Raw genomic sequence first — 18,113 nt, forward strand, 5'->3', positions numbered from 1 at the left:
AAGACGAGGAAGGGAAAACCTTCTGGAAGAGCATTTTTTTTCGGCATGCTCGCGCCGTGATGATTGGAGCCGTTGCATTGTGCGCGGCAGGCGGCATGCCACAAGAGGCGCACGGTGGTGGCAAACACCATGACATAAAGCCACATTATACGAAACAGAAGTAAGTTTCTTGGCGTTACGTAATTCTTGGGTTTTCTGTGATATTTACTGCGACACTTCACTGAACAATCTTGTAAGTTTTTATTTTTGTCTGTTGGAATTTGTTGCATGAATACGCGAGCACGCTGTGCGCATGCTTTTCGATGTCATCAAGGATCAGGCAGTTGCCCAGTGCGTATTTTGCCCAGGGGGGAACTGAACCGCCGCATCAAGTCATAAGCTGGCTTTGAACCTTCTGCCGACAGCACTGAGGACTGCTACGGCAATGCGCAGGCGAAAATCATCAACGGCCTGTACAAGGACGCTGAAATGGGTTTCGTGGTTCAATCATCACCGGTTTGCAGATGCCTCTCGGTTACATTCCGCCAGCAGAGGCTGAAGCAAACTACTATCGCAGTTTGAGCGATCAGGCCATGCCGGCCTGACTCACAAGAGCGCAGGTAGAATATGTGCGGGTAGGACTCTACCCGCTTAGTGGCGATTCGAGTCCCCTGCCCTGTTGCGCTTAACGATTTAGCCAGGCATTGAAGCGCATCTCCAGTGCCTGGCCATGCTTGACCCAGAAAGCACTGTCTATAGGTGTGGCGTGAGCCAGATTGGCAGGCGCTGTCGGCATACGCACAGCCGTCTCCGCGGGGAGTAGTTGCAGCGCCGACAAGCGGGTCGGGCCGTAATCGATATAGCTGGCGTAGTTTTTCTGGTTTTCCGGCTGACTGGCAAAAACGACAAAGCGGGTCGCATTGTCGGTGTCGGCTCCCTTGGGAATGGCCCAGTAGTTGAGGTTGTAGATATTGTCGTTCCACATTACGCGTAGCTTGGGCCAGTCCTTCTGTGCTGCGGTGATGCGGCCGTTATAGGCTACGCTCATCACGACCTGATCATAAGCCAGCATATTGGCCGGTTGTGCCGGTGACTCCCACCAGACGATATGCGGCTTGAGCTGTGACAGTTTTTTGAAAGCGCGATCCACACCGGCAGGCGTCGCCAGTACCTGGTAGACATCGGCCGGGGGCACACCATCGGCCATCAGGGCAAACTCCAACGTATAGCGTGCACTTTGGTGCATGCCGCGCTTGCCGGGTATACCTTTTACGTCCCAAAAGTCCCGCCAGTTTTTCGGTACGCGCGCGACATGGTCGGCGTTGTATGCCAAAACGGCAGACCAGCTGAAGATACCGACTCCACAATCGGTGACGCTGCCGTTGACGAAATCTGCCGGCATGCCTATACGGCTCCAGTCCAACCGGGTAAGTTGTCCTTCACTACAGGCGCGAGCAAGCTCCGGGGAGGAAAGCTCCACCACGTCCCATTGCTTAGCTGGTTTTTTAGCCTGAACAATCTCGCGGTAATAGTCACCGTTGTAGTCACCGCCATTGACGACTATGCCGCTGCTGTTGTGAAAGGGTTGGTAAAATGCAATCTCCTGTGCTGCCTTGTTGGCACCGCCGAATGACAATACGTTAAGTTCCGCAGCTTGCGCGTGGCTCACCCATGCACTGGTTAGCACCAGAATCAGGCCTCGAATATGCATATCCCCTCCTAGCTTGCGATTGTTTTATGGCTTAGGCGTTTTTAAACGAAGTTAGCTGAAGCATCAAGCAAATCAAATATCCAAAGCTGCTGCATGCCCCGCTCGCAGCGCACCTTCTATAAAGCCCAATGTGGCCGCATCGCCAGCCAGTCTGACATCCAGCCCGGCCTGCTCCAGTTGTAGCGCCAGTGTATTGTCCGCCTGCGCTCCCGTTGCCAACACCACCGAATCGGCCTTTAGCCTCGCTTCTCCTTGTGCGGTATGGTAAATGAGGGTGTGGCCATCGATCAGCGACACGGTCGCGCCTGCTATCAGGGTCACCCCATGTTCATTCAGTTCATGCAGCACGCGCCAGCGGCGCACGATAGATAACTCTTGGCCGAAGTAGCCCTTTTCCTCCAGCACGGTCACCTTGCGTTTACGCGCCAGCAAAAACTCGGCTAACTCCAGCCCGACCAGGCCGCCACCGATAATGACTACATGCTCACCCAGGGGCATCCATAGATGACTGAGTTTCTGCAGCGCGGCACTGCTATCGGTCACGCCGGACAAGCTACCCGCTTTCATCATGACACGCTGCGGCAGTGACAGCTTGCGCCTGGCGACTTCTTCAGCGCCATCGCCGGTCAGCAGCGCCCGAAGTTCATCGCCACTAAACACATGCGACTGCCCAACGCCAGCAAGAGCAGGCGCTGCGCGGCGTGCACCGCTAGCGACAATGACGGTATCAGGCTGCAAGGCCGCGACCGTCTCGGCGCTAGCTTCGAACTCCAGGCGGATATCGATGGGCAAGGCCCGTACTTCATGCAGCAGATAATCCAGCAGTTTGCCGTTTTCCGGGTAAGCCAGCGCGGCAAAAAACAATGTACCGCCCAAGCGCTTGGCTTTTTCCAGCAGCGTGACGCGATGACCGCGCAAGGCAGCACTGCGCGCCGCCTCCAGACCGGCGGGGCCGCCGCCGATTACGACGACATGGCGCGCTTGCCCGGCCAGTGTGGTGGCTAGCTTGTACTCGTGGCCGGTTTGCGGGTTGACCGCACACTTGACGCGCTCGTTGATGAAAATCTGGCTGACACAGGCATAGCAATAAATACAGGGGCGGATGGCTTGTTCCCGGTTCTCGATTAGCTTGATCGGCAAGTCGGGATCAGCCAGCAGTTTGCGCCCCATGGCGACAAAATCGCACAGACCCGCTTCGATCGCGCTATTCGCTTCGCCAGGCTCCAGCCGGCCTACCGCAATTACAGGGACACCGATGGCGGCTTTGATTTTTCCGGTCAATGGCAGCAAGGCGGCGGGGCTTTGCATCAGCGGCGCAACCGTAAAATTGGCCCCTTTGCGGGTCGAGGCATAAGCCGAGACATGTACCGCATCTGCACCCGCTTCCTCGGCCAGGCGCGCAGCAGTGACCGCATCTTCTTGGCTGATACCGCCGTCAAAATCGATTTCTTCACCGTCAAGCCGCACCCAGACAGGAAAGCCTGCGCCGCAGCGCGCCTTGACGGCACGTATCACTTCGCACATCAGGCGGGCACGCTTAGGCAAGCTGCCGCCATAGTCGTCGTCGCGCAAGTTGGTGTAAGAAGAGAGAAAGCCGGCAATGATATAGGTGTGTCCGGCGTGAATTTCGACGCCGTCAAAACCTGCCTGTTTGGCCCGTAGTGCTGCAGCGGCGAACCATTCGACCATCTGGGCAATATCGGCGTAATCCATCACGCGTATTCTGGGCGCACTCTTGATCTGGTTACTGATAAAGCCGGCCTTTTCCTCCGGGGTGAGCGCCGCCATCATGTCCGAACTTTGCTGTTTGGGCATGGAGGGAACCCATAACTCGCGCCCATCAACCAGATCGCGAATGGCAGTCTTACCTGCGTGTTGCAGTTGCGCTGCAATTTTGCCGCCATGGCTATGCACGCGGCGGGCAATTTCGGCCATGCCCGGAATAAACCGGTCGTCTGACAAGCCAACCTGATACGGCTCGGCTGTGCCTGCCGGAAAAGCCACCGACACCACACCCATAATCAATAGCCCGGCCCCGCCTTTGGCGCGCGCCTCGTAATAAGCCTGGATGCGTTCACCGCAACTGCCGTCATGTTCGGCAAAGTTGGAACCCATGGGCGCCATCATCATGCGGTTTTTCAGTTGCAGCGTGCCGATACGGGCGGGCGAAAGTAAGGCGGGATACGCACTCATCGAGGGCTCCTGGCTTGAATCTGGATGCGCCGGCTTGGGGTCGGCAGTATGGTAAGGCAATGTCGTCCTTAGCCAGAGGCCATACATCGTCCATATGGAGGGTGTCACCTGCCTGGCACGCTTACAAAATGGTCCGGCATCCAAATAAAGGGGACAGCATGAAAACCATCGTGATCACCGGTAGCGCCTCGGGTATTGGTGCCGCAACCGCACAGCACTATAGCGCGGCAGGCTACCGTGTTATCGGCATCGACCTTAGGGGAGCCGATATCGAAGCCGACCTCTCCTGCGCAAGCGGACGAGACAAGGCCATCAGTGAAGTACTACAAAGAAGTAACGGTCATGTAGACAGCCTGATTTGCTGTGCCGGCCTTGGCGGCAATCACCCCCCGGCTTTGGTCGCCTCGGTCAATTACTTCGGCGTCACAGCTTTGCTGGACGGCCTATTCGAGGCACTGCGCGCCTCAGGCGGTAATGCCGTAGTGGTCGCCTCGGTAGCCGCGACACAGGGCAACTGGGACGGCCACCCGTTACGCGAGGCTTTTTTAGCCGGCAATGAAGAGCAGGCCCGCACTTTGGCCACCGATGCCGGGCATGGCATGCTGGCTTACGCAGCCTCCAAACATGCCATCGTCTGCCATATCCGCGCCCAGAGCAAAACCTGGGGCGAGGCCGGCGTCCGCCTGAATGCCGTAGCGCCCGGCGCGGTAGAAACGCCGCTTTTGCAGCAAAGCATGGATGACCCGCTGATAGGCAAAGCGACACGCGATTTTTTGCCGCCATTGGGGCGACGCGCACAACCTGCCGAAATCGCACAGGTGATTGCCTTTCTCGCCTCCGATGCAGCCACCTATGTGCATGGCAGCTTGCTGGTAGCCGATGGCGGCATCGATGCCATGTCGCGGCCGCAACGTTTTTAAGCCAAACCGGGTTTGCCTAGTCCATTTCAGGGAGGCCAGTTGTGCCGTCTAGCGGCAACATCCCTCCTTGTAGTAGGTCTTTACTGCGATACATCCCGTGATGGAGGATAAAGATGACTGATATGGCGATCTCCCTGGAGCTGCCCGTATTCAAAAGCGAACTGCCGACCCGCTTTGCCCGCGGCTGGCACTGCATTGGCGTTGCTGCCGACTTCCATGACGGACAGGCGCATACGCTGAACCTGTTCGGCACCCGTCTGGCCGCCTTTGCCGACAGCAAGGGCCAGGTGCATGTGCTGGACGCGTACTGCCCGCATATGGGCGCCGACCTGTCGCGCGGCACAGTTGAGGGCGACTTGCTGGTCTGTCCTTTTCATCACTGGCGCTTCGGTGCGGACGGTAAATGCAAGGAAGTACCGTACTGCAAACGCGTGCCGCCCAAGGCCAAGACCCGCCGCTGGCTGACCTGCGAGGAAAACGGTCTGCTGTTTGTCTGGCATAACGCCGAGGGCAAGGCACCGGCAGCGGCGGTGGTGATCCCGCACCTGCCTGAGCTGGACAGCGACGAATGGTCGAGCGACTGGATGCTGGACACGCTGATCATCGATACCAACCCGCGCGAACTGGTCGACAACCTGGCCGACGCGCAGCACTTCGGTCCGGTGCACGGCTCGCCGACCAAGTATTTTGCCAATGTGTTCGAAGGCCATATCGCGCAGCAGATCTTCCACGGCGACTCCGAGCGTCTGGGCGGCGATCTGGTGGCCGAATCGGCGTACTACGGCCCGGCCGTGCACCTGACACGCATGCGTGCCGAGTTTGACGGCCGCGTGGTTGAATCGATTCTGCTCAATGCCAATACACCGATCACCCAGACCAGTTTCGAGCTGCGTTTTGGCGTGCTGGTAAAAAAGCAGCCTGACTGGAGCGAGGCGCAGAACGCGGAGCTGGCACGCAATTATGTGCAGCAGAACCGCAACTCCTTCTATCAGGATGTGGACATCTGGAAGAACAAAATCCGCGTCAACAACCCGGTGCTGGCCGAAGGCGACGGCCCGGTCTACCAGCTGCGAGAATGGTACGAGCAGTTCTTTATGGATGAGAACCAGGTGCCGGCCAAGCTGGCCGAACGCGTCGAGATCGTGACGTGGGACAAGCGCTAAATTGAATAACATAAAACCGGCCTCGGCCGGTTTTATGCTTTTGCTGCACGGCAGCTTACCTTCGTTGCAGGTGTTCGCAATGTACTAAGCCAAACAAGAAAAAGGCAGCTTGCATCTGCCTTTTTGCTTTGTGAGGTTGCCGGAACCGGCAAATTAGCCTGCCTGTGGCTGGCCCTGCGCACTGACGCTATTGCGCATGATACGCACCCGTTCGGTTTGGTGGCGCACGCCGGTTTTGCTGAAGATAGAGTGCAGATGAGCACGCGCGGTGTCGTGGCGTATACCCAGTTCCTCCGCCGCCTCTTCGTGCCACAATCAATGCTGCCTGTTTTTTAGGCGGCCCATCCCGAGCATTGCCAGGCAAGCCCTTCCCGAGTTTATCCACAAGCCACCCCCAGCTTTGTCCGCGAGTACGGTGGATGAGTCGGCGCATGGCAAAAGGGATGGCGTGCGCTGCATGACGTCCTCCCATTAGTGCGTCAGAGTTTGCCATTTAGCCCACGCCATCCCTGGCTCAGGTTTGACCCGCCTGTTGTCCGCTAACTGCCCCACACTTTTTTGGCGGGGATGGCGACACCCAGCAAACCCTGTATTGCCGTCGCGATGCCATCGACCGGGTAGGCCTTGCCCCCGTTGCGCGCCTCCGGCCCCGAGCGCCAGCCGTCGCACACCGATACCCGGTCGCCCTCGATCTCGAACACCTGGCCGCTAACGCCGCGACTGTCGCTGCTTACCAGCCACACCACCAGCGGCGCGACGTTGGCCGGATCGTAGTGGTCGAAGCCGGAGGCAGGTTTTTTCACCAGCTCCGGCATGCCCTGTTCGGTCATATGGGTGCGCGCCGCCGGTGCCAGCGCATTGGCGGTGATGCCGTAGCGCGCAAGCTCGGCCGCCTGCACCAGCGTCAGCGTCGCGACGCCGCCCTTGGCTGCGGCGTAGTTGGACTGGCCGATCGAGCCTTGCAGTCCGGCGCCCGAGGTAGTATTGATAATGCGCGCGTCGATCTGGATACCGTCTTTGCAGAGGTTGCGCCAGCGCTCGGCCAGCACCCGAGAGAGGCAGAAATGTCCTTTCAAATGCACGCGCATCACGGCATCCCAATCATCTTCGGACAGCGACACAAACATGCGGTCGCGCAGGATGCCGGCGTTGTTGACTACGGCGTGTACTTCGCCGAATGCAGCCAGTGCGGCGTCGACGATGGTGCGCGCGCCATCGAGTGAGCAGATGTCGCCGGCGTTGGCCAGCGCCTTGCCGCCACTAGCCAGAATATCGGCAACGACAGCTTCTGCTGCCTCCAGCCTGATATCGTTGACCACGACATTCGCGCCCTCGCCTGCCAGCGCCAGCGCATAAGCGCGGCCCAAACCACCGCCGGCACCGGTGATGATTACGGTACGGTTGTCACATTGCTTCATGATGGGTATCTCCTGTGCCGGATGGCTTATAAACGCTCGATGATGGTGACGTTGGCCTGGCCGCCGCCTTCGCACATGGTCTGCAGGCCGAAGCGCCCGCCGGTGCGTTCCAGTGCGTGCAACAAGGTGGTCATCAGCCGCGCGCCGGAGGCGCCCAGCGGGTGGCCCAGCGCGATGGCGCCACCGTTGACATTGATGCGTGACGGATCAAAACCGGTTTCGATCTGCCATGCCATCACCACCGAGGCGAAGGCCTCGTTGATTTCAACCAGGTCGATATCGGACAACTTCATGCCGCAGCGCTTGAGCGCGTATTCGGTCGCCGGAATCGGCGCGCGCAAGTGCCAGATCGGGTCGTCGCCTCGTACCGACAGATGGTGAATGCGCGCGCGCGGCGTCAGGCCGTAGCACTTGAGCGCAGCTTCCGACACCACCAGCACGGCTGCTGACGCGTCGGCCGTCTGGCTGGATACCGCCGCGGTGATGCCGGGGTAGGCCGGGTCGACCGGTTCCAGCTCGGCCATCTTCGCAAGGCTGGTTTCACGTACCGTTTCGTCAAAATCTAGGCCGTTCAGCGCGACTATTTCGCGCGCAAAACGGCCCTGCTCTGTGGCGTGGCGTGCCTTGGCGTGGCTGTCCAGCGCAAAGGCTTCCATCGCCGCGCGCGACAGGCCCCAGTGGTCGGCAATGCGCTGCGCGGCGTAAAACTGGTTGACCGGCGCGTCGCCAAAACGCGCTTGCCAGCCCCGGCTTTCGGCAAACGGCGTGCTGTAGCCATAGGCCTGGCCTGCCAGCATCGCCGCCGAAATCGGGATGCGGGTCATGGTCTGCACGCCGCCGGCCAGCACCACATCCATGGTGCCGGACATCACTGCCTGGGCGGCGAAATGCACCGCCTGCTGGCTGGAGCCGCACTGGCGATCAATGGTGGTGCCGGGCACAGCCAACGGCATGCCGGCAGCCAGCCACGAGGTACGGGCGATATCACCGGCCTGCGAGCCTATGGTGTCGACACAACCGAATACCACGTCGTCGTAGTCCTCGGCCGGAATCGCGTTGCGAGCGACGATGGCGCGAATCACATGCGCGCCAAGGTCGGCTGCGTGCACATCGGAGAGTGAGCCCTTGCGTTTGCCTGTGGGGCTACGCAAGGCATCGACGATATAAGCTTGGGCCATGGATTTTCCTTATGGTGGATTAACCACGAAACGGTTTAGGCCATCCCCGGCCATCCCCGATATCGGGTTTCGTCAGCGCCGGTTTCAGATAAAGGTCTTGCCCGGACCGATCTCGGTTTCGGGTGCGAACAGCCAGTCAGCGACGCGAGCCTTGTGGAACGCGGCGTCGCCCCATGCCGATGCCAGCGCCCAGATGCGCTTCATGAAAATCTGCAGATCGCACTCCCAGGTGTACCCCATCGCGCCATGCAGCTGGATGCCGTTACGCGCCGCCAGTGCCGCCGCCTCGCTGCAGGCCAGACGCGCCTGCGACACATACACGTCGCGCAAGGGGTGGCCATGTTCGACAGCCCAAGCCGCGCGATTGAACACTGGTTTGGCGAATTCGCTTTGTACCGCCACATCGGCCATATGGTGCTTGACCGCCTGGAAGCTGCCGATGGCCTTGCCGAACTGCTTGCGCTGCGCGCTGTAGTCGATGGAAATGTCGAGGATGCGCTGGGTCAGCCCCAGCAACTGGCCGCAGATGGCAAGGTTGCTGCGGTTGATGAGCTCGCGCCACAGCGCCTCGCCCTGAGCTGCATCGGCCACGCGCGTGCCGGCGCCGGTCTCCAGGCTGGCGCGGTACAGTCGCCGTGCAGGGTCCACACTGGCCAGCGCGCTGACATCGACCGCGCTGCGCGCTACGGCATGAACCTCCGAGTCGGCCCAGGCCAATACCAGATCGGCCTGGCCAGCATCGGCCACCAATGGGTTAAGCGGATGGCTGATGGCAAGTTGCAACTCGCCGGCGGCCAGGCGCGGCAAGGTCGCTTGCTGCAACGATGGCGCATCAGGCAGCGCCGCGATCAGGCAGGTGGCCGGATAGGCGGTATTGAGCGAAGCGTCCGGCACCGCGTAGTAGCCGAATTCCTGGCTTAAGAGTGCCCAGTCGGTGTCGGCAAGCCCCAGTCCGCCAAAGGCCTCGGGCACCGACAGCGCACTGAGCCCCTGCGCGGCGATCAGCTCTTGCAGCTGCGGGCTGATGCCGGCGTCCAGCTCCCAGCCTTCGCGCACGCGCTCTGGGCTGGCTTCGACCATCAAAAGTGCGCGCATGGCGTCGCGAAATGCGCGCTGGTCGTCGGTATAGGTAAAGTCCATTGGTTTCCCCTTTACTGGCGCGGCATGCCGAGCATGCGTTCGGCGACGATATTGCGCTGGATCTCGTTGCTGCCGGCGTAGATTGGACCGGCCTGCGCGAACATGAAGCCCTCCATCCAGCGCCGTGACTCAGGCGTATCCAGTTCGGCGCGGCTGCCCAGAATGCGCAAGGCGGTGTCGTGCAGCAGCAGATCAAGCTCGGACCAGAAAATCTTGTTGGTGCTGGACTCCGGCCCGATCTTGCTGCCCTTTGCCAGCATGGAGACGGTGCGGTAGGTCGACAGCGCATAGGCCTCGGTGGCCGAGATTGCCCGCACCACCGCATCGCGGATGGAGAGGTCGCGGTCGGCAGCGTCGCGATTGGCCAGATACAGTGCGCGCAGGCGGCGCGCAGTTTGCTGGTAGCGCGCAGGCGAGCGCAGCAGCAGGCCGCGCTCGAAACCGGCGGTAGCCATCGCCACATTCCAGCCCTCGCCCTCGGCGCCCAGACAGCAGTCGACGGGCACGCGCACATTGTCGAAGAAGATTTCGGCGAAGCCGGCCAGGCCGTTGAGCTGGCGGATAGGCCGTATGGTCACGCCGGGGGTATCCAGCGGTACCAGCAGATAGGACAGACCATGATGGCGCTGTGAACCGGCTTCGGTGCGGAACAGGCCGAAAATCCAGTCGGCCCAGCGTGCGCGCGTCGACCAGGTTTTCTGGCCGTTGATCACGTAATGATCGCCGTCGCGCACGGCCGTGGTACGGATCGCCGCCATATCCGAGCCGGCACCCGGCTCGCTCCACGCCTGCGCCCACATATCGTCGCAGGCGGCCATGCGCGGCAAGAAGCGCGCTTTCTGCGCCTCGGTGCCGTACTCCATCAGCGTGGGGCCCAAGAGGAACACGCCGTTCTGGTTCAGGCGCAAGGGCGCATCGGCGGCCCAGTATTCTTCCTCGAAGATCAGCCACTCGAACAGGCTGGCGCCGCGCCCGCCCAGTGCCTCGGGCCAGGTGATGCCGGCGTAGCCTGCGCTATTGAGCGTCTTCTCCCAGGCGCGGTGCGCCTGAAAGCCCTCGAAAGTGTCGTAGTCCGGCAGCGCCTCGCGCGGCACATGCTGTTGCATCCAGGCGCGCACTTCGGCGCGAAAGGCGTTTTGTTCTGCTGTGTAGTGCAGGTCCATGGCCAGGCTCCGCTTAAAAATGCGCCGTGCGCTTTTCGACAAAGGCATCCCGGGTCTTGGCCGAGTCCGGGCTCATATACGCCTGCAGGGTAAAGCCCTGCTCCCAGCGGTATTTGGCTTCCAGATCGCCATCCTCGACCCCGTTCAGCGCCTCCTTGGCGATGCTTATCATCGCCGGGCTCTTGGCGGCAATGCGCGCTGCCACCTCCAGCGCGGTGTCCCGCAGCTCGGCCGCCACCACTACGCGCTCAATCGCGCCCAGACGCAGCGCTTCGGGCGCGCCTATCATCTCGCCGGTAAAAAACAGGTAGCGCGTCTTTTGCACGCCGAACATGCGCTGCAGGTGCGCGGCGCCACCCATCGCGCCACGGTCGACTTCGGGCAGGCCGAAGCTGGCGTTGTCAGCGGCGATCACGATATCGGCCGCGCCACAGATACCGATGCCGCCACCGAGCACAAAGCCGTGCACGGCGGCAATCACCGGCACCTTATTGCGGTGCACCGCCTTGAAGGTGGCGTAGTTGCCGGCATTGACCGACACGATCAGCGTGTCGTCGGCCGCCAGCTCCTTGATGTCGACGCCGGCGCAAAAGCCGCGCCCCTCAGCGCGGATCACGATGGCTCGGGTGCGGGTGTCTTCGCCGCATGAGGCGATCTCGGCAGCGAGCGCGTGCCAGCCGGCAGCAGGCAGTGCATTGACCGGTTTATGGTCGATCACGATCTCGGCTACGCCGTTGTCGTGCAAGGTGGTTTGAAAGTACATGGATGCTTCCTCCTGCTGTCTGCCCGTCATGGCGGTGATTTTTGCCATCATCCGGCTAAAAACGGGCAGGCGCGCACTGCAAACGGACTAATCCGCGCCAAACAAGAGGCTGTGTTTCCATGTGTATGAGGGTGGAGGCATGCGATGCGCGCTACATATTAGGCCTCAGGCCATAACACACCATCGGCTCGACTTTGCCAGCGTGTTGGTGGGTTACTCGCATACGGCAACATCCCTCCCCATTGCGCGGATGGCGATAAGGCGCGGCAAAAAATAGCGCCGTAATTTGACATGGGTATATGCAGTCAGTTGTAATGCCGTATTCACGGCTTGCTGCGCAAACGCCGGAACTGCATCACACGGCAGTCCCATCTGAATGTGTATATCCCGTCCTGAATGCATCGATGTGATTGAAAACTCATGCCATGCAGCGATGGCTTGTGCGGTTATACACATGGATCAAAAAGATATGCACCTAGTAGGTGTGTACATTTAACGTTATATTTCAGGAGCCACATGGGCATATTCAAGAACGGGCCGTTTACAGTTCCAAAGCTCTCTGAAGACCACCCATTTTACGGACGCCTAATCGCACGCGAAGCCCAAAATCTCGACTTATTGCCGGATTTTTCTGAAGACCAAGGTTTGTTTATTCTTTCTGACTTCGGCGGAGAACATAAAGGAGCGGATTTTGCAACTTATTCAATTCTAATTTGCTCTGCCGACAAGAGATCTGATTTCGAGTCAAGAACCAAGATTCTGAGGGAGAAATACGGACTAAATAAGCCATGGAAAGAGTTTGGATATAAGGACCTAGGCTACGGACCTATATCTCGCTCTATCGAAGAACTCCTTGAAACTGCAAATAAATTCATTCACGGAGTACTAATAACAGTATCAATAGATCAAAAAATTGAGAGCGTATTTGGCGTAAAAAAGAAAGATGCGCACAATGAAATAACAGAACTCCTTCACAAGAACAACCTTGGTGAATGGAAAGGAAAGGAAGCAGAAAAGCTCCTTAGAGTCTGCCATATAATTGCCGTATTCATGTCCATACTTGCCAAGCCAAAGCAAAAACTTCTGTGGCTATGTGACCACGACGCTATAAATACTGATGGAAAAAGAAGAGATTATTCTCATACCCAATTGGTGCTTAGCCATTGCCTTGCCATGTACAGTAATAATTCATATGACATTTACGGCTTCGCAAAACCTTTTGAGCAAGATGCAGGCACTAGTGATCTATTAAGTCTTTCTGACTTCGCAGCAGGTGTAACACAAGAAATACTTCAATCCAAGCTCAAGCTAAAAAATGTTGAATTCTCAGAAGAGAAAGCGAAATTAGCAAAGTGGATGGGCACGGAAAGTAATTACTTACAAAAAGTAAATCTAGTATTTCTCATGCAGCCAGATGGCGATTGGGGAGTTGGAGTAGTCGACATCCAAGCAAAAATATAACAACTGGTTCAAATCGTTCGCTGCGTTCACTGGGACGGGCTAAAGCCCGCCCCTTAACCAAACGTTATGCACCTACTTTCTAGAAAAGTCACCGCCAAGAAACTTGCTTCAACTAATACAACCCGCCTGACGTGCCGTACTTTCCTGATGCCGCAGCGGCTCCGCAAAACGCGATAGCAGTGCCTCGGCCTGCATCACGATGCCGGCAATCAGCGCCTCGCAGCTGATCAGCTCGTCGATCGCCGCCGCCACCTGCCCGCTGGCCAGCAGACCCTCGTCCGGCACGCCCTCGACCATGGAGCGCTGCAACAGCATGGGCTGGCTGGCCGCCATCACCGTCTGGCTCAAGGCAGCCGGATCTTCCTTCAAGGCCCGCAACAGGGTTTTGACCATATGGGCGTTGCTCATGCCGGTTTCGTTCTGGAAGCGGTGCGCGCTCTTGAGCGCCAGCCATAGCCGCCCCAAGGGGCTGGCCTGCTCCAGCTTTTCCAGCACCGGGTTGCGGATCAGGCGGTGGCGCATGCCGTCGACAGCCAGACTGACTTCGATGCGGCTGACGTCATCGACGGCGACGTACTGCTGCAGTGTCGCGGCCGGAACCGGCGAGTCCGAGGTCATCAAAAAGCGTGTTCCCATGGCGATGCCGGCAGCACCTGCCGCCAGCGCCATCGCCAGGCCGCGCCCGTCGTGAAAACCGCCGGCGGCCAATACCGGCACCTTGACTGCATCCAGCACCTGCGGCAGCAGGATGGTGGTCGGCACCGAGCCGGTATGGCCGCCACCCTCCCCGCCCTGTATCGTCACCGCATCGGCGCCCAGCGCGATCGCCTTTTGCGCATGCTTGAGCGCACCCACAGTCGGGATGCACAGGATGCCCGCATCTTTCAGGCGCTTGATCTGCGCCTTGTCCGGCCCGCGCCCGTAGCTGACGGCCTTGAGGCCATGCTTGATGGCAAGGCCGATAATCTCGTCGGCGTTGGGCTGGAACAGGTGGAAATTGATGCCGAAAGGCGCACCCGACAGCGCCTTGACCCTGAGGATCTCCGGCTCGACCGCTTCCGGACGCAGCGTTGCCGCCGCCAGAAAGCCGAAACCGCCGGCATTGCCGGTCGCTGCGACCAGGCGCGCATCGGCCACCCAGCCCATCGCGGTCTGGATAATCGGGTAGCGGCAACCCAGCAAGCGGGTGATATCGGTATCCAGCAAGCTCATGCCGCGCCCTCCTTGTTGGCCCTGACCATCGCGCGCGCGTCGTAGCCGCCCAGCTTGTCGCCGGACAAGAGCTCGTTGTGGCTATGGGCAAAGTGGTGCCAGGCAAAGGCCGCATCCATACTGGCGCGCTTGCCCATCAGGTCTTCGGCGTGGTTGATTGCCTGCTTGGTCAGCGCCAGCCCCATGCGCGGCATCGCTGCCATCTTCGCCGCCATGCCGGCCACTGTGCCCTCTAGTGCCTCGCGCTCGACCACGCGGTTGACCATGCCCATCTGATACGCCCGCTCGGCGCTCATTTTCTCGCCCAGAAGCAGGAACTCCTTGGCGATGCGCGGGTGCAGTTCGAACGCGTGGGCGAAATACTCGACGCCGGGAATGCCCATGCGTACCACCGGGTCCTGAAAGTAGGCGTCGCTGGACGCCACGATCAGATCGCACACCCAAGCCAGCATCAGCCCCCCGGCGATGCAGGCACCGTGCACCATGGCGATGGTCGGCTTGGGCAGCTCACGCCAGCGCCGGCACATGCCCAAATACACCTCCTGCTCGCGCGCATACAAAAATTCGCCGCCGGGCTTGTTCGTGTGGTCCCACCACAGGGATGCGTTGGCATCAAAGGGCTTGTTCACATCGCGCCCCGGTGTGCCGATATCGTGACCGGCCGAGAAATGCCGGCCGGCACCGCCAAGCACGATGACTTTAACCTCGTCGTCACGCGAGGCGCGCACCAGTGCCGCGTCCAGCGCGTAGGTCATCTGCGAATTTTGCGCATTGTTGAAGCCCGGCCGGTTGAGCGTGATCCACGCCACCTGTTCTTCGACGCGGTACAGCACCGGCTCGTCGGTCTCGTATACCGCATCGTCCGGGCGGGAGACAAAATTCTGGTCGTTCATGTTCGGCCTCGTTTTTTGGTGCGTCATCGCTTGGCTGTGTCGGGGGCGGATGGTGGCTTACGGCCTGCGGCAGTGGTGGGTTACGCCGGCAACGCCGGCTAACCCACCCTACACCGCTATGCCAACCCTGCCCGCTCACAGCGCGGCGCGGTTGGCCGGCGGGTTGCCCTTGATCTGGGAAGCACGCATGTCGTGCGGATCTAGACGGCGGATGATGGCCAGCTCGTCCGAACTTGGCGCGCGCGTTTCGGCCAGATTTTCTACTGCCAGCAAGGGGAAACCGGTCGCCGCCTGCACCTGCTCGAACGTCACACCCGGGTGCAGCGAGATCACACGCACGGCGTGATCCGGACCGCCGAAGTCCATCACGCACAGGTCGGTGATGATGCGCCTCAGATCGACAAAATCGGCCTTCATCCCCTCGCCCCAGCGCGCACGGTTGTAGCCAACGCCGGACACCATGTCGACTTCGCCCGCAACAAAGACGCGCGGGTTGTGGCTGGGCACCAGCATCGAGTTTTTATGGTTGATACTGTTGCCCGGCAGGCCGCGCACCCCCAGCATCGCTGCCTTGGGTTTTTCGTAGCTGCCGATCACCGACAGATTGGTCTGTCCGAAGCGGTCGATCTGGGTCGGCCCTATCATCGCGTGCCGGCGCCCGCCCCAGACGCACTCGAACACCCGCTCGAAACCCATATAACCGGCGTAACGCGGCTCGAAATCGCCACGCGGCCCCAGCGGAATCGGCTCTTCCACCAGGAAGGCTTCGCTGTCGGTCATCAGGAGTTCAGGCGTATGGGTAAGCTTGGCAAGGCTGGCACCCAGGCGCGGAATCACGCCGATGCCTGAGGCGAGAATCTCGCCGTCGCCACGCCAGGCGTCGGACGCGGCCGTGATCATCAGCTCGGCCAATGTGTAGTCAGAATGTTGGCTCATGCGTCTTCCCTCAAAAAACCGGATGTTGCAGATCAAGGAGCCGTGCCGGCAGGCCCGCCTCGTGCCGGTAAGCGGCTTCGCCGCCGGCGATATAGCGCGCGCGGTAGGCGTCCCAGCCCCCCTCCTCGTTAGCTGCCGCCGCATATTCCTTCATATGCGCGAGGTCCCAGCCGTAGTCGGGGTTGTTGAGCGTCGGATGCGCGCCGCCGGGCGCATGTACCACGCCGCTGACCAGATAGCGTTCGAACAGATTGGCTTTCGCCTCGGAGGCGGTCAGCGAGAACTTGTCCTGCAGACGCTCGCAGCTGACAAAGCATGCCTTTGCTGCACGGGCAAACAGCGCGTCGAAGTAGGCATCGCGGCCGGTAATCAGGGTATTGCCCCAGCGGTCGGCGTCATTCACGTGCAGCAAGGCCACGTCCAGATTCAAGGCCGGCATCGCCAACAGCACCTCGCCGTCGTCGTAGGGCGAGGCGATCGTCTTGATTTCGGGGTTTTTCGCCAGCACGTCGGTCGCCAGGCCACAGCGCGTGGGCAAAAAAGGCAGGCGCATGCCGGCGGCGCGCAAGCCCCACTCCAGCATGCCCTCGTCCAGCTCCATCAATTCCAGCGTGCCCGCTTCGCGCGCTTTGCGGTAGAACGGTTCCAGCGGGATCGCGTCCATGGTGACAAAGCCGAACACCAGTTTTTTCACCTTGCCGGCGGCGCACAGCATGCCGACTTCCGGGCCGCCGTAGGCGACCACGGTCAGGTCGGTCACATCCGAGCGCAGGATCTCGCGCACGATGGCCATCGGCTTGCGCCGCGGGCCCCAGCCACCGATACCGACGGTCATGCCACTTTCAATCCGGCCTGCCACCGCTTCGAGCGTCATTTCCTTGTTCATGCCGCGTCCTTTTTTTCGTTGAAGCCGACACTGAAGTCGTGTCCCCAGATGCTGACCTCGCTTGCCTCGAACACCGTATGCCGCTCCCAGTCGCACACCAGTCCGCCGTAACCGTATTCGAGTGCGAAGGTCGACGGCGTCTGCATGTAAAAGGAGGTCATCTTGTCGTTCAGGTGCTGGCCCAGCGTCGCCATCTGCTTGACGCCGTGTTGCTGCATGCGGTCGTGGGCACGGCCGACATCGCTCATGCCCGGCACTTCCAGCATGATGTGCACACAACCCTCGGGCGACGGAAAACCGGCCAGCGCCAGGCTGTGATGGCGGCCGTTGGCGCAGTGCAGGAAATGGATGGGAATGGCCGGCGCCGACGGGTCGGGACGGAAGTTGAAGATGTCCGACACGCCAAAACCCAGCACCTTGGTAAAAAATTCCAGCGTGGCGTCGAAATTGAGCGCCGGCAGCACGGTGTGCCCCAGCCCCATCTCGCCGGTCACGAAGTGCGGCACGCCCTGCGGCGAGGCAAACGGGCGCGCATCCAGTTGCGGGCCCCAGAAAAATTCGTGACGGTTGCCCGAAGGATCGGTGACCCGCACCAGCGCATTGACCTTGCGCGATGTGCAAAGTGCTTCGTTTGCCAGCTCGAATGAGATACCGGCGCGGTCAAGTACCAACTGCAGTTCCTGGAACGCTTCCTTGCCGGCAAGCTCCCAGCCCGAAGCCAGATAGCGGTCTTCATGACCCTGCTCAACCAGAATGCGGTAAGGGCGCGCATCGAGCTTGACAGAGACCCCGCCCTCGTCCGTCGTGCTTGCCATCGCACCCAACACCTCATGCGCGTAGCGCACCCAGCGCGCCGGGTCGCGACACTGTGCCACCACATACGCCAAAGACCTGATTTCAACCATCACTGCCTCCTCTGCATCGCGATGCCCATGCGGGCAATTGCAAGGATTGTGCGATGGCACGCAAGCGGCAACATCGTCCATCCGGACGGTCTGCGGTATGTGATTCAAGCGTGGCGACTGCAATGCCAAACGATAAGCAGGCGCGTCCAATTACTGGAATGCATCTCTGCACTAGCCTGCCGCATCCGCACC

Annotated in this window: 17 protein-coding genes and 1 pseudogene; 4 read left to right on the top strand and 14 right to left on the bottom strand. The window is 60.2% G+C overall.

The window, feature by feature from the left end; genetic code table 11:
• Window positions 1-269 (bottom strand): hypothetical protein (locus tag EGI20_RS06090; protein ID WP_498630514.1); only part of this gene is annotated, 269 nt, incomplete at its 3' end.
• 109 nt (window positions 270-378) lie between these two features.
• Between EGI20_RS06090 and EGI20_RS06095 the strand changes: the two are divergent.
• A pseudogene (locus EGI20_RS06095) lies at window positions 379-584 on the top strand (IS3 family transposase); the annotation flags it as partial.
• 80 nt (window positions 585-664) lie between these two features.
• On the opposite strand, the gene EGI20_RS06100 reads toward EGI20_RS06095, so the two are convergent.
• A complete protein-coding gene (locus EGI20_RS06100) occupies window positions 665-1,690 on the bottom strand; it encodes an ABC transporter substrate-binding protein (RefSeq protein WP_498630516.1) in 1,026 nt (341 codons plus the stop codon).
• 72 nt (window positions 1,691-1,762) lie between these two features.
• The gene (locus tag EGI20_RS06105; RefSeq protein ID WP_498630518.1) at window positions 1,763-3,883 is read right to left on the bottom strand and encodes an FAD-dependent oxidoreductase; all 2,121 of its coding nucleotides are present in this window, start codon (window positions 3,881-3,883) and stop codon (window positions 1,763-1,765) included.
• 158 nt (window positions 3,884-4,041) lie between these two features.
• On the opposite strand from EGI20_RS06105, the gene EGI20_RS06110 reads away from it, so the two are divergent.
• Window positions 4,042-4,803 (top strand): SDR family oxidoreductase, encoded by a 762-nt coding sequence (locus tag EGI20_RS06110; protein ID WP_498630520.1) that lies wholly within the window; start codon window positions 4,042-4,044, stop codon window positions 4,801-4,803.
• A gap of 113 nt (window positions 4,804-4,916) precedes the next feature.
• On the top strand, window positions 4,917-5,966 hold the full coding sequence (locus tag EGI20_RS06115; protein ID WP_498630522.1) for a 3-ketosteroid-9-alpha-monooxygenase, oxygenase component: 1,050 nt from the start codon (window positions 4,917-4,919) through the stop codon (window positions 5,964-5,966).
• Between the two features lie 153 nt (window positions 5,967-6,119).
• On the opposite strand, the gene EGI20_RS06120 is transcribed toward EGI20_RS06115, so the two are convergent.
• The 6 genes from EGI20_RS06120 to EGI20_RS06145 form a co-directional block, all read right to left on the bottom strand.
• Window positions 6,120-6,281: a hypothetical protein gene (locus tag EGI20_RS06120; RefSeq protein ID WP_498630524.1), complete on the bottom strand. Its 162-nt coding sequence runs from the start codon at window positions 6,279-6,281 to the stop codon at window positions 6,120-6,122.
• Window positions 6,282-6,505: 224 nt separating this feature from the next.
• Window positions 6,506-7,384 carry an SDR family oxidoreductase gene (locus EGI20_RS06125; protein WP_498630526.1) on the bottom strand — a complete coding sequence of 293 codons (879 nt, stop codon included), beginning with the start codon at window positions 7,382-7,384 and terminating at the stop codon, window positions 6,506-6,508.
• Between the two features lie 26 nt (window positions 7,385-7,410).
• Window positions 7,411-8,562, bottom strand: coding sequence for an acetyl-CoA C-acetyltransferase (locus EGI20_RS06130; RefSeq protein ID WP_498630528.1), 1,152 nt, complete (start codon window positions 8,560-8,562; stop codon window positions 7,411-7,413).
• A gap of 84 nt (window positions 8,563-8,646) precedes the next feature.
• The gene (locus tag EGI20_RS06135; RefSeq protein WP_498630530.1) at window positions 8,647-9,702 is read right to left on the bottom strand and encodes an acyl-CoA dehydrogenase family protein; all 1,056 of its coding nucleotides are present in this window, start codon (window positions 9,700-9,702) and stop codon (window positions 8,647-8,649) included.
• An 11-nt stretch (window positions 9,703-9,713) separates the two neighbouring features.
• A complete protein-coding gene (locus tag EGI20_RS06140) occupies window positions 9,714-10,865 on the bottom strand; it encodes an acyl-CoA dehydrogenase family protein (RefSeq protein WP_498630532.1) in 1,152 nt (383 codons plus the stop codon).
• 13 nt (window positions 10,866-10,878) lie between these two features.
• Window positions 10,879-11,628 (bottom strand): enoyl-CoA hydratase family protein, encoded by a 750-nt coding sequence (locus tag EGI20_RS06145; protein ID WP_498630533.1) that lies wholly within the window; start codon window positions 11,626-11,628, stop codon window positions 10,879-10,881.
• A 516-nt stretch (window positions 11,629-12,144) separates the two neighbouring features.
• Here EGI20_RS06145 and EGI20_RS06150 point away from each other — a divergent pair.
• Window positions 12,145-13,089 (top strand): hypothetical protein, encoded by a 945-nt coding sequence (locus EGI20_RS06150; RefSeq protein ID WP_498630535.1) that lies wholly within the window; start codon window positions 12,145-12,147, stop codon window positions 13,087-13,089.
• A gap of 108 nt (window positions 13,090-13,197) precedes the next feature.
• Here EGI20_RS06150 and EGI20_RS06155 read toward each other — a convergent pair whose 3' ends face one another.
• From EGI20_RS06155 to EGI20_RS06175, 5 genes are all read right to left on the bottom strand, one after another.
• Window positions 13,198-14,301, bottom strand: coding sequence for an NAD(P)H-dependent flavin oxidoreductase (locus EGI20_RS06155; RefSeq protein ID WP_498630537.1), 1,104 nt, complete (start codon window positions 14,299-14,301; stop codon window positions 13,198-13,200).
• On the bottom strand, window positions 14,298-15,194 hold the full coding sequence (locus EGI20_RS06160; RefSeq protein WP_498630538.1) for an enoyl-CoA hydratase: 897 nt from the start codon (window positions 15,192-15,194) through the stop codon (window positions 14,298-14,300). Before EGI20_RS06160 ends, EGI20_RS06155 begins: the two co-directional genes overlap by 4 nt.
• 135 nt (window positions 15,195-15,329) lie before the next feature.
• The gene (locus EGI20_RS06165; protein WP_498630540.1) at window positions 15,330-16,130 is read right to left on the bottom strand and encodes a CoA-transferase subunit beta; all 801 of its coding nucleotides are present in this window, start codon (window positions 16,128-16,130) and stop codon (window positions 15,330-15,332) included.
• A 10-nt stretch (window positions 16,131-16,140) separates the two neighbouring features.
• The gene (locus EGI20_RS06170; protein ID WP_498630542.1) at window positions 16,141-17,016 is read right to left on the bottom strand and encodes a CoA transferase subunit A; all 876 of its coding nucleotides are present in this window, start codon (window positions 17,014-17,016) and stop codon (window positions 16,141-16,143) included.
• A complete protein-coding gene (locus EGI20_RS06175; RefSeq protein WP_498630544.1) occupies window positions 17,013-17,921 on the bottom strand; it encodes a VOC family protein in 909 nt (302 codons plus the stop codon). Before EGI20_RS06175 ends, EGI20_RS06170 begins: the two co-directional genes overlap by 4 nt.
• Window positions 17,922-18,113 lie beyond the last annotated feature (192 nt).

The organism is Aquitalea sp. S1-19, from assembly GCF_024343515.1.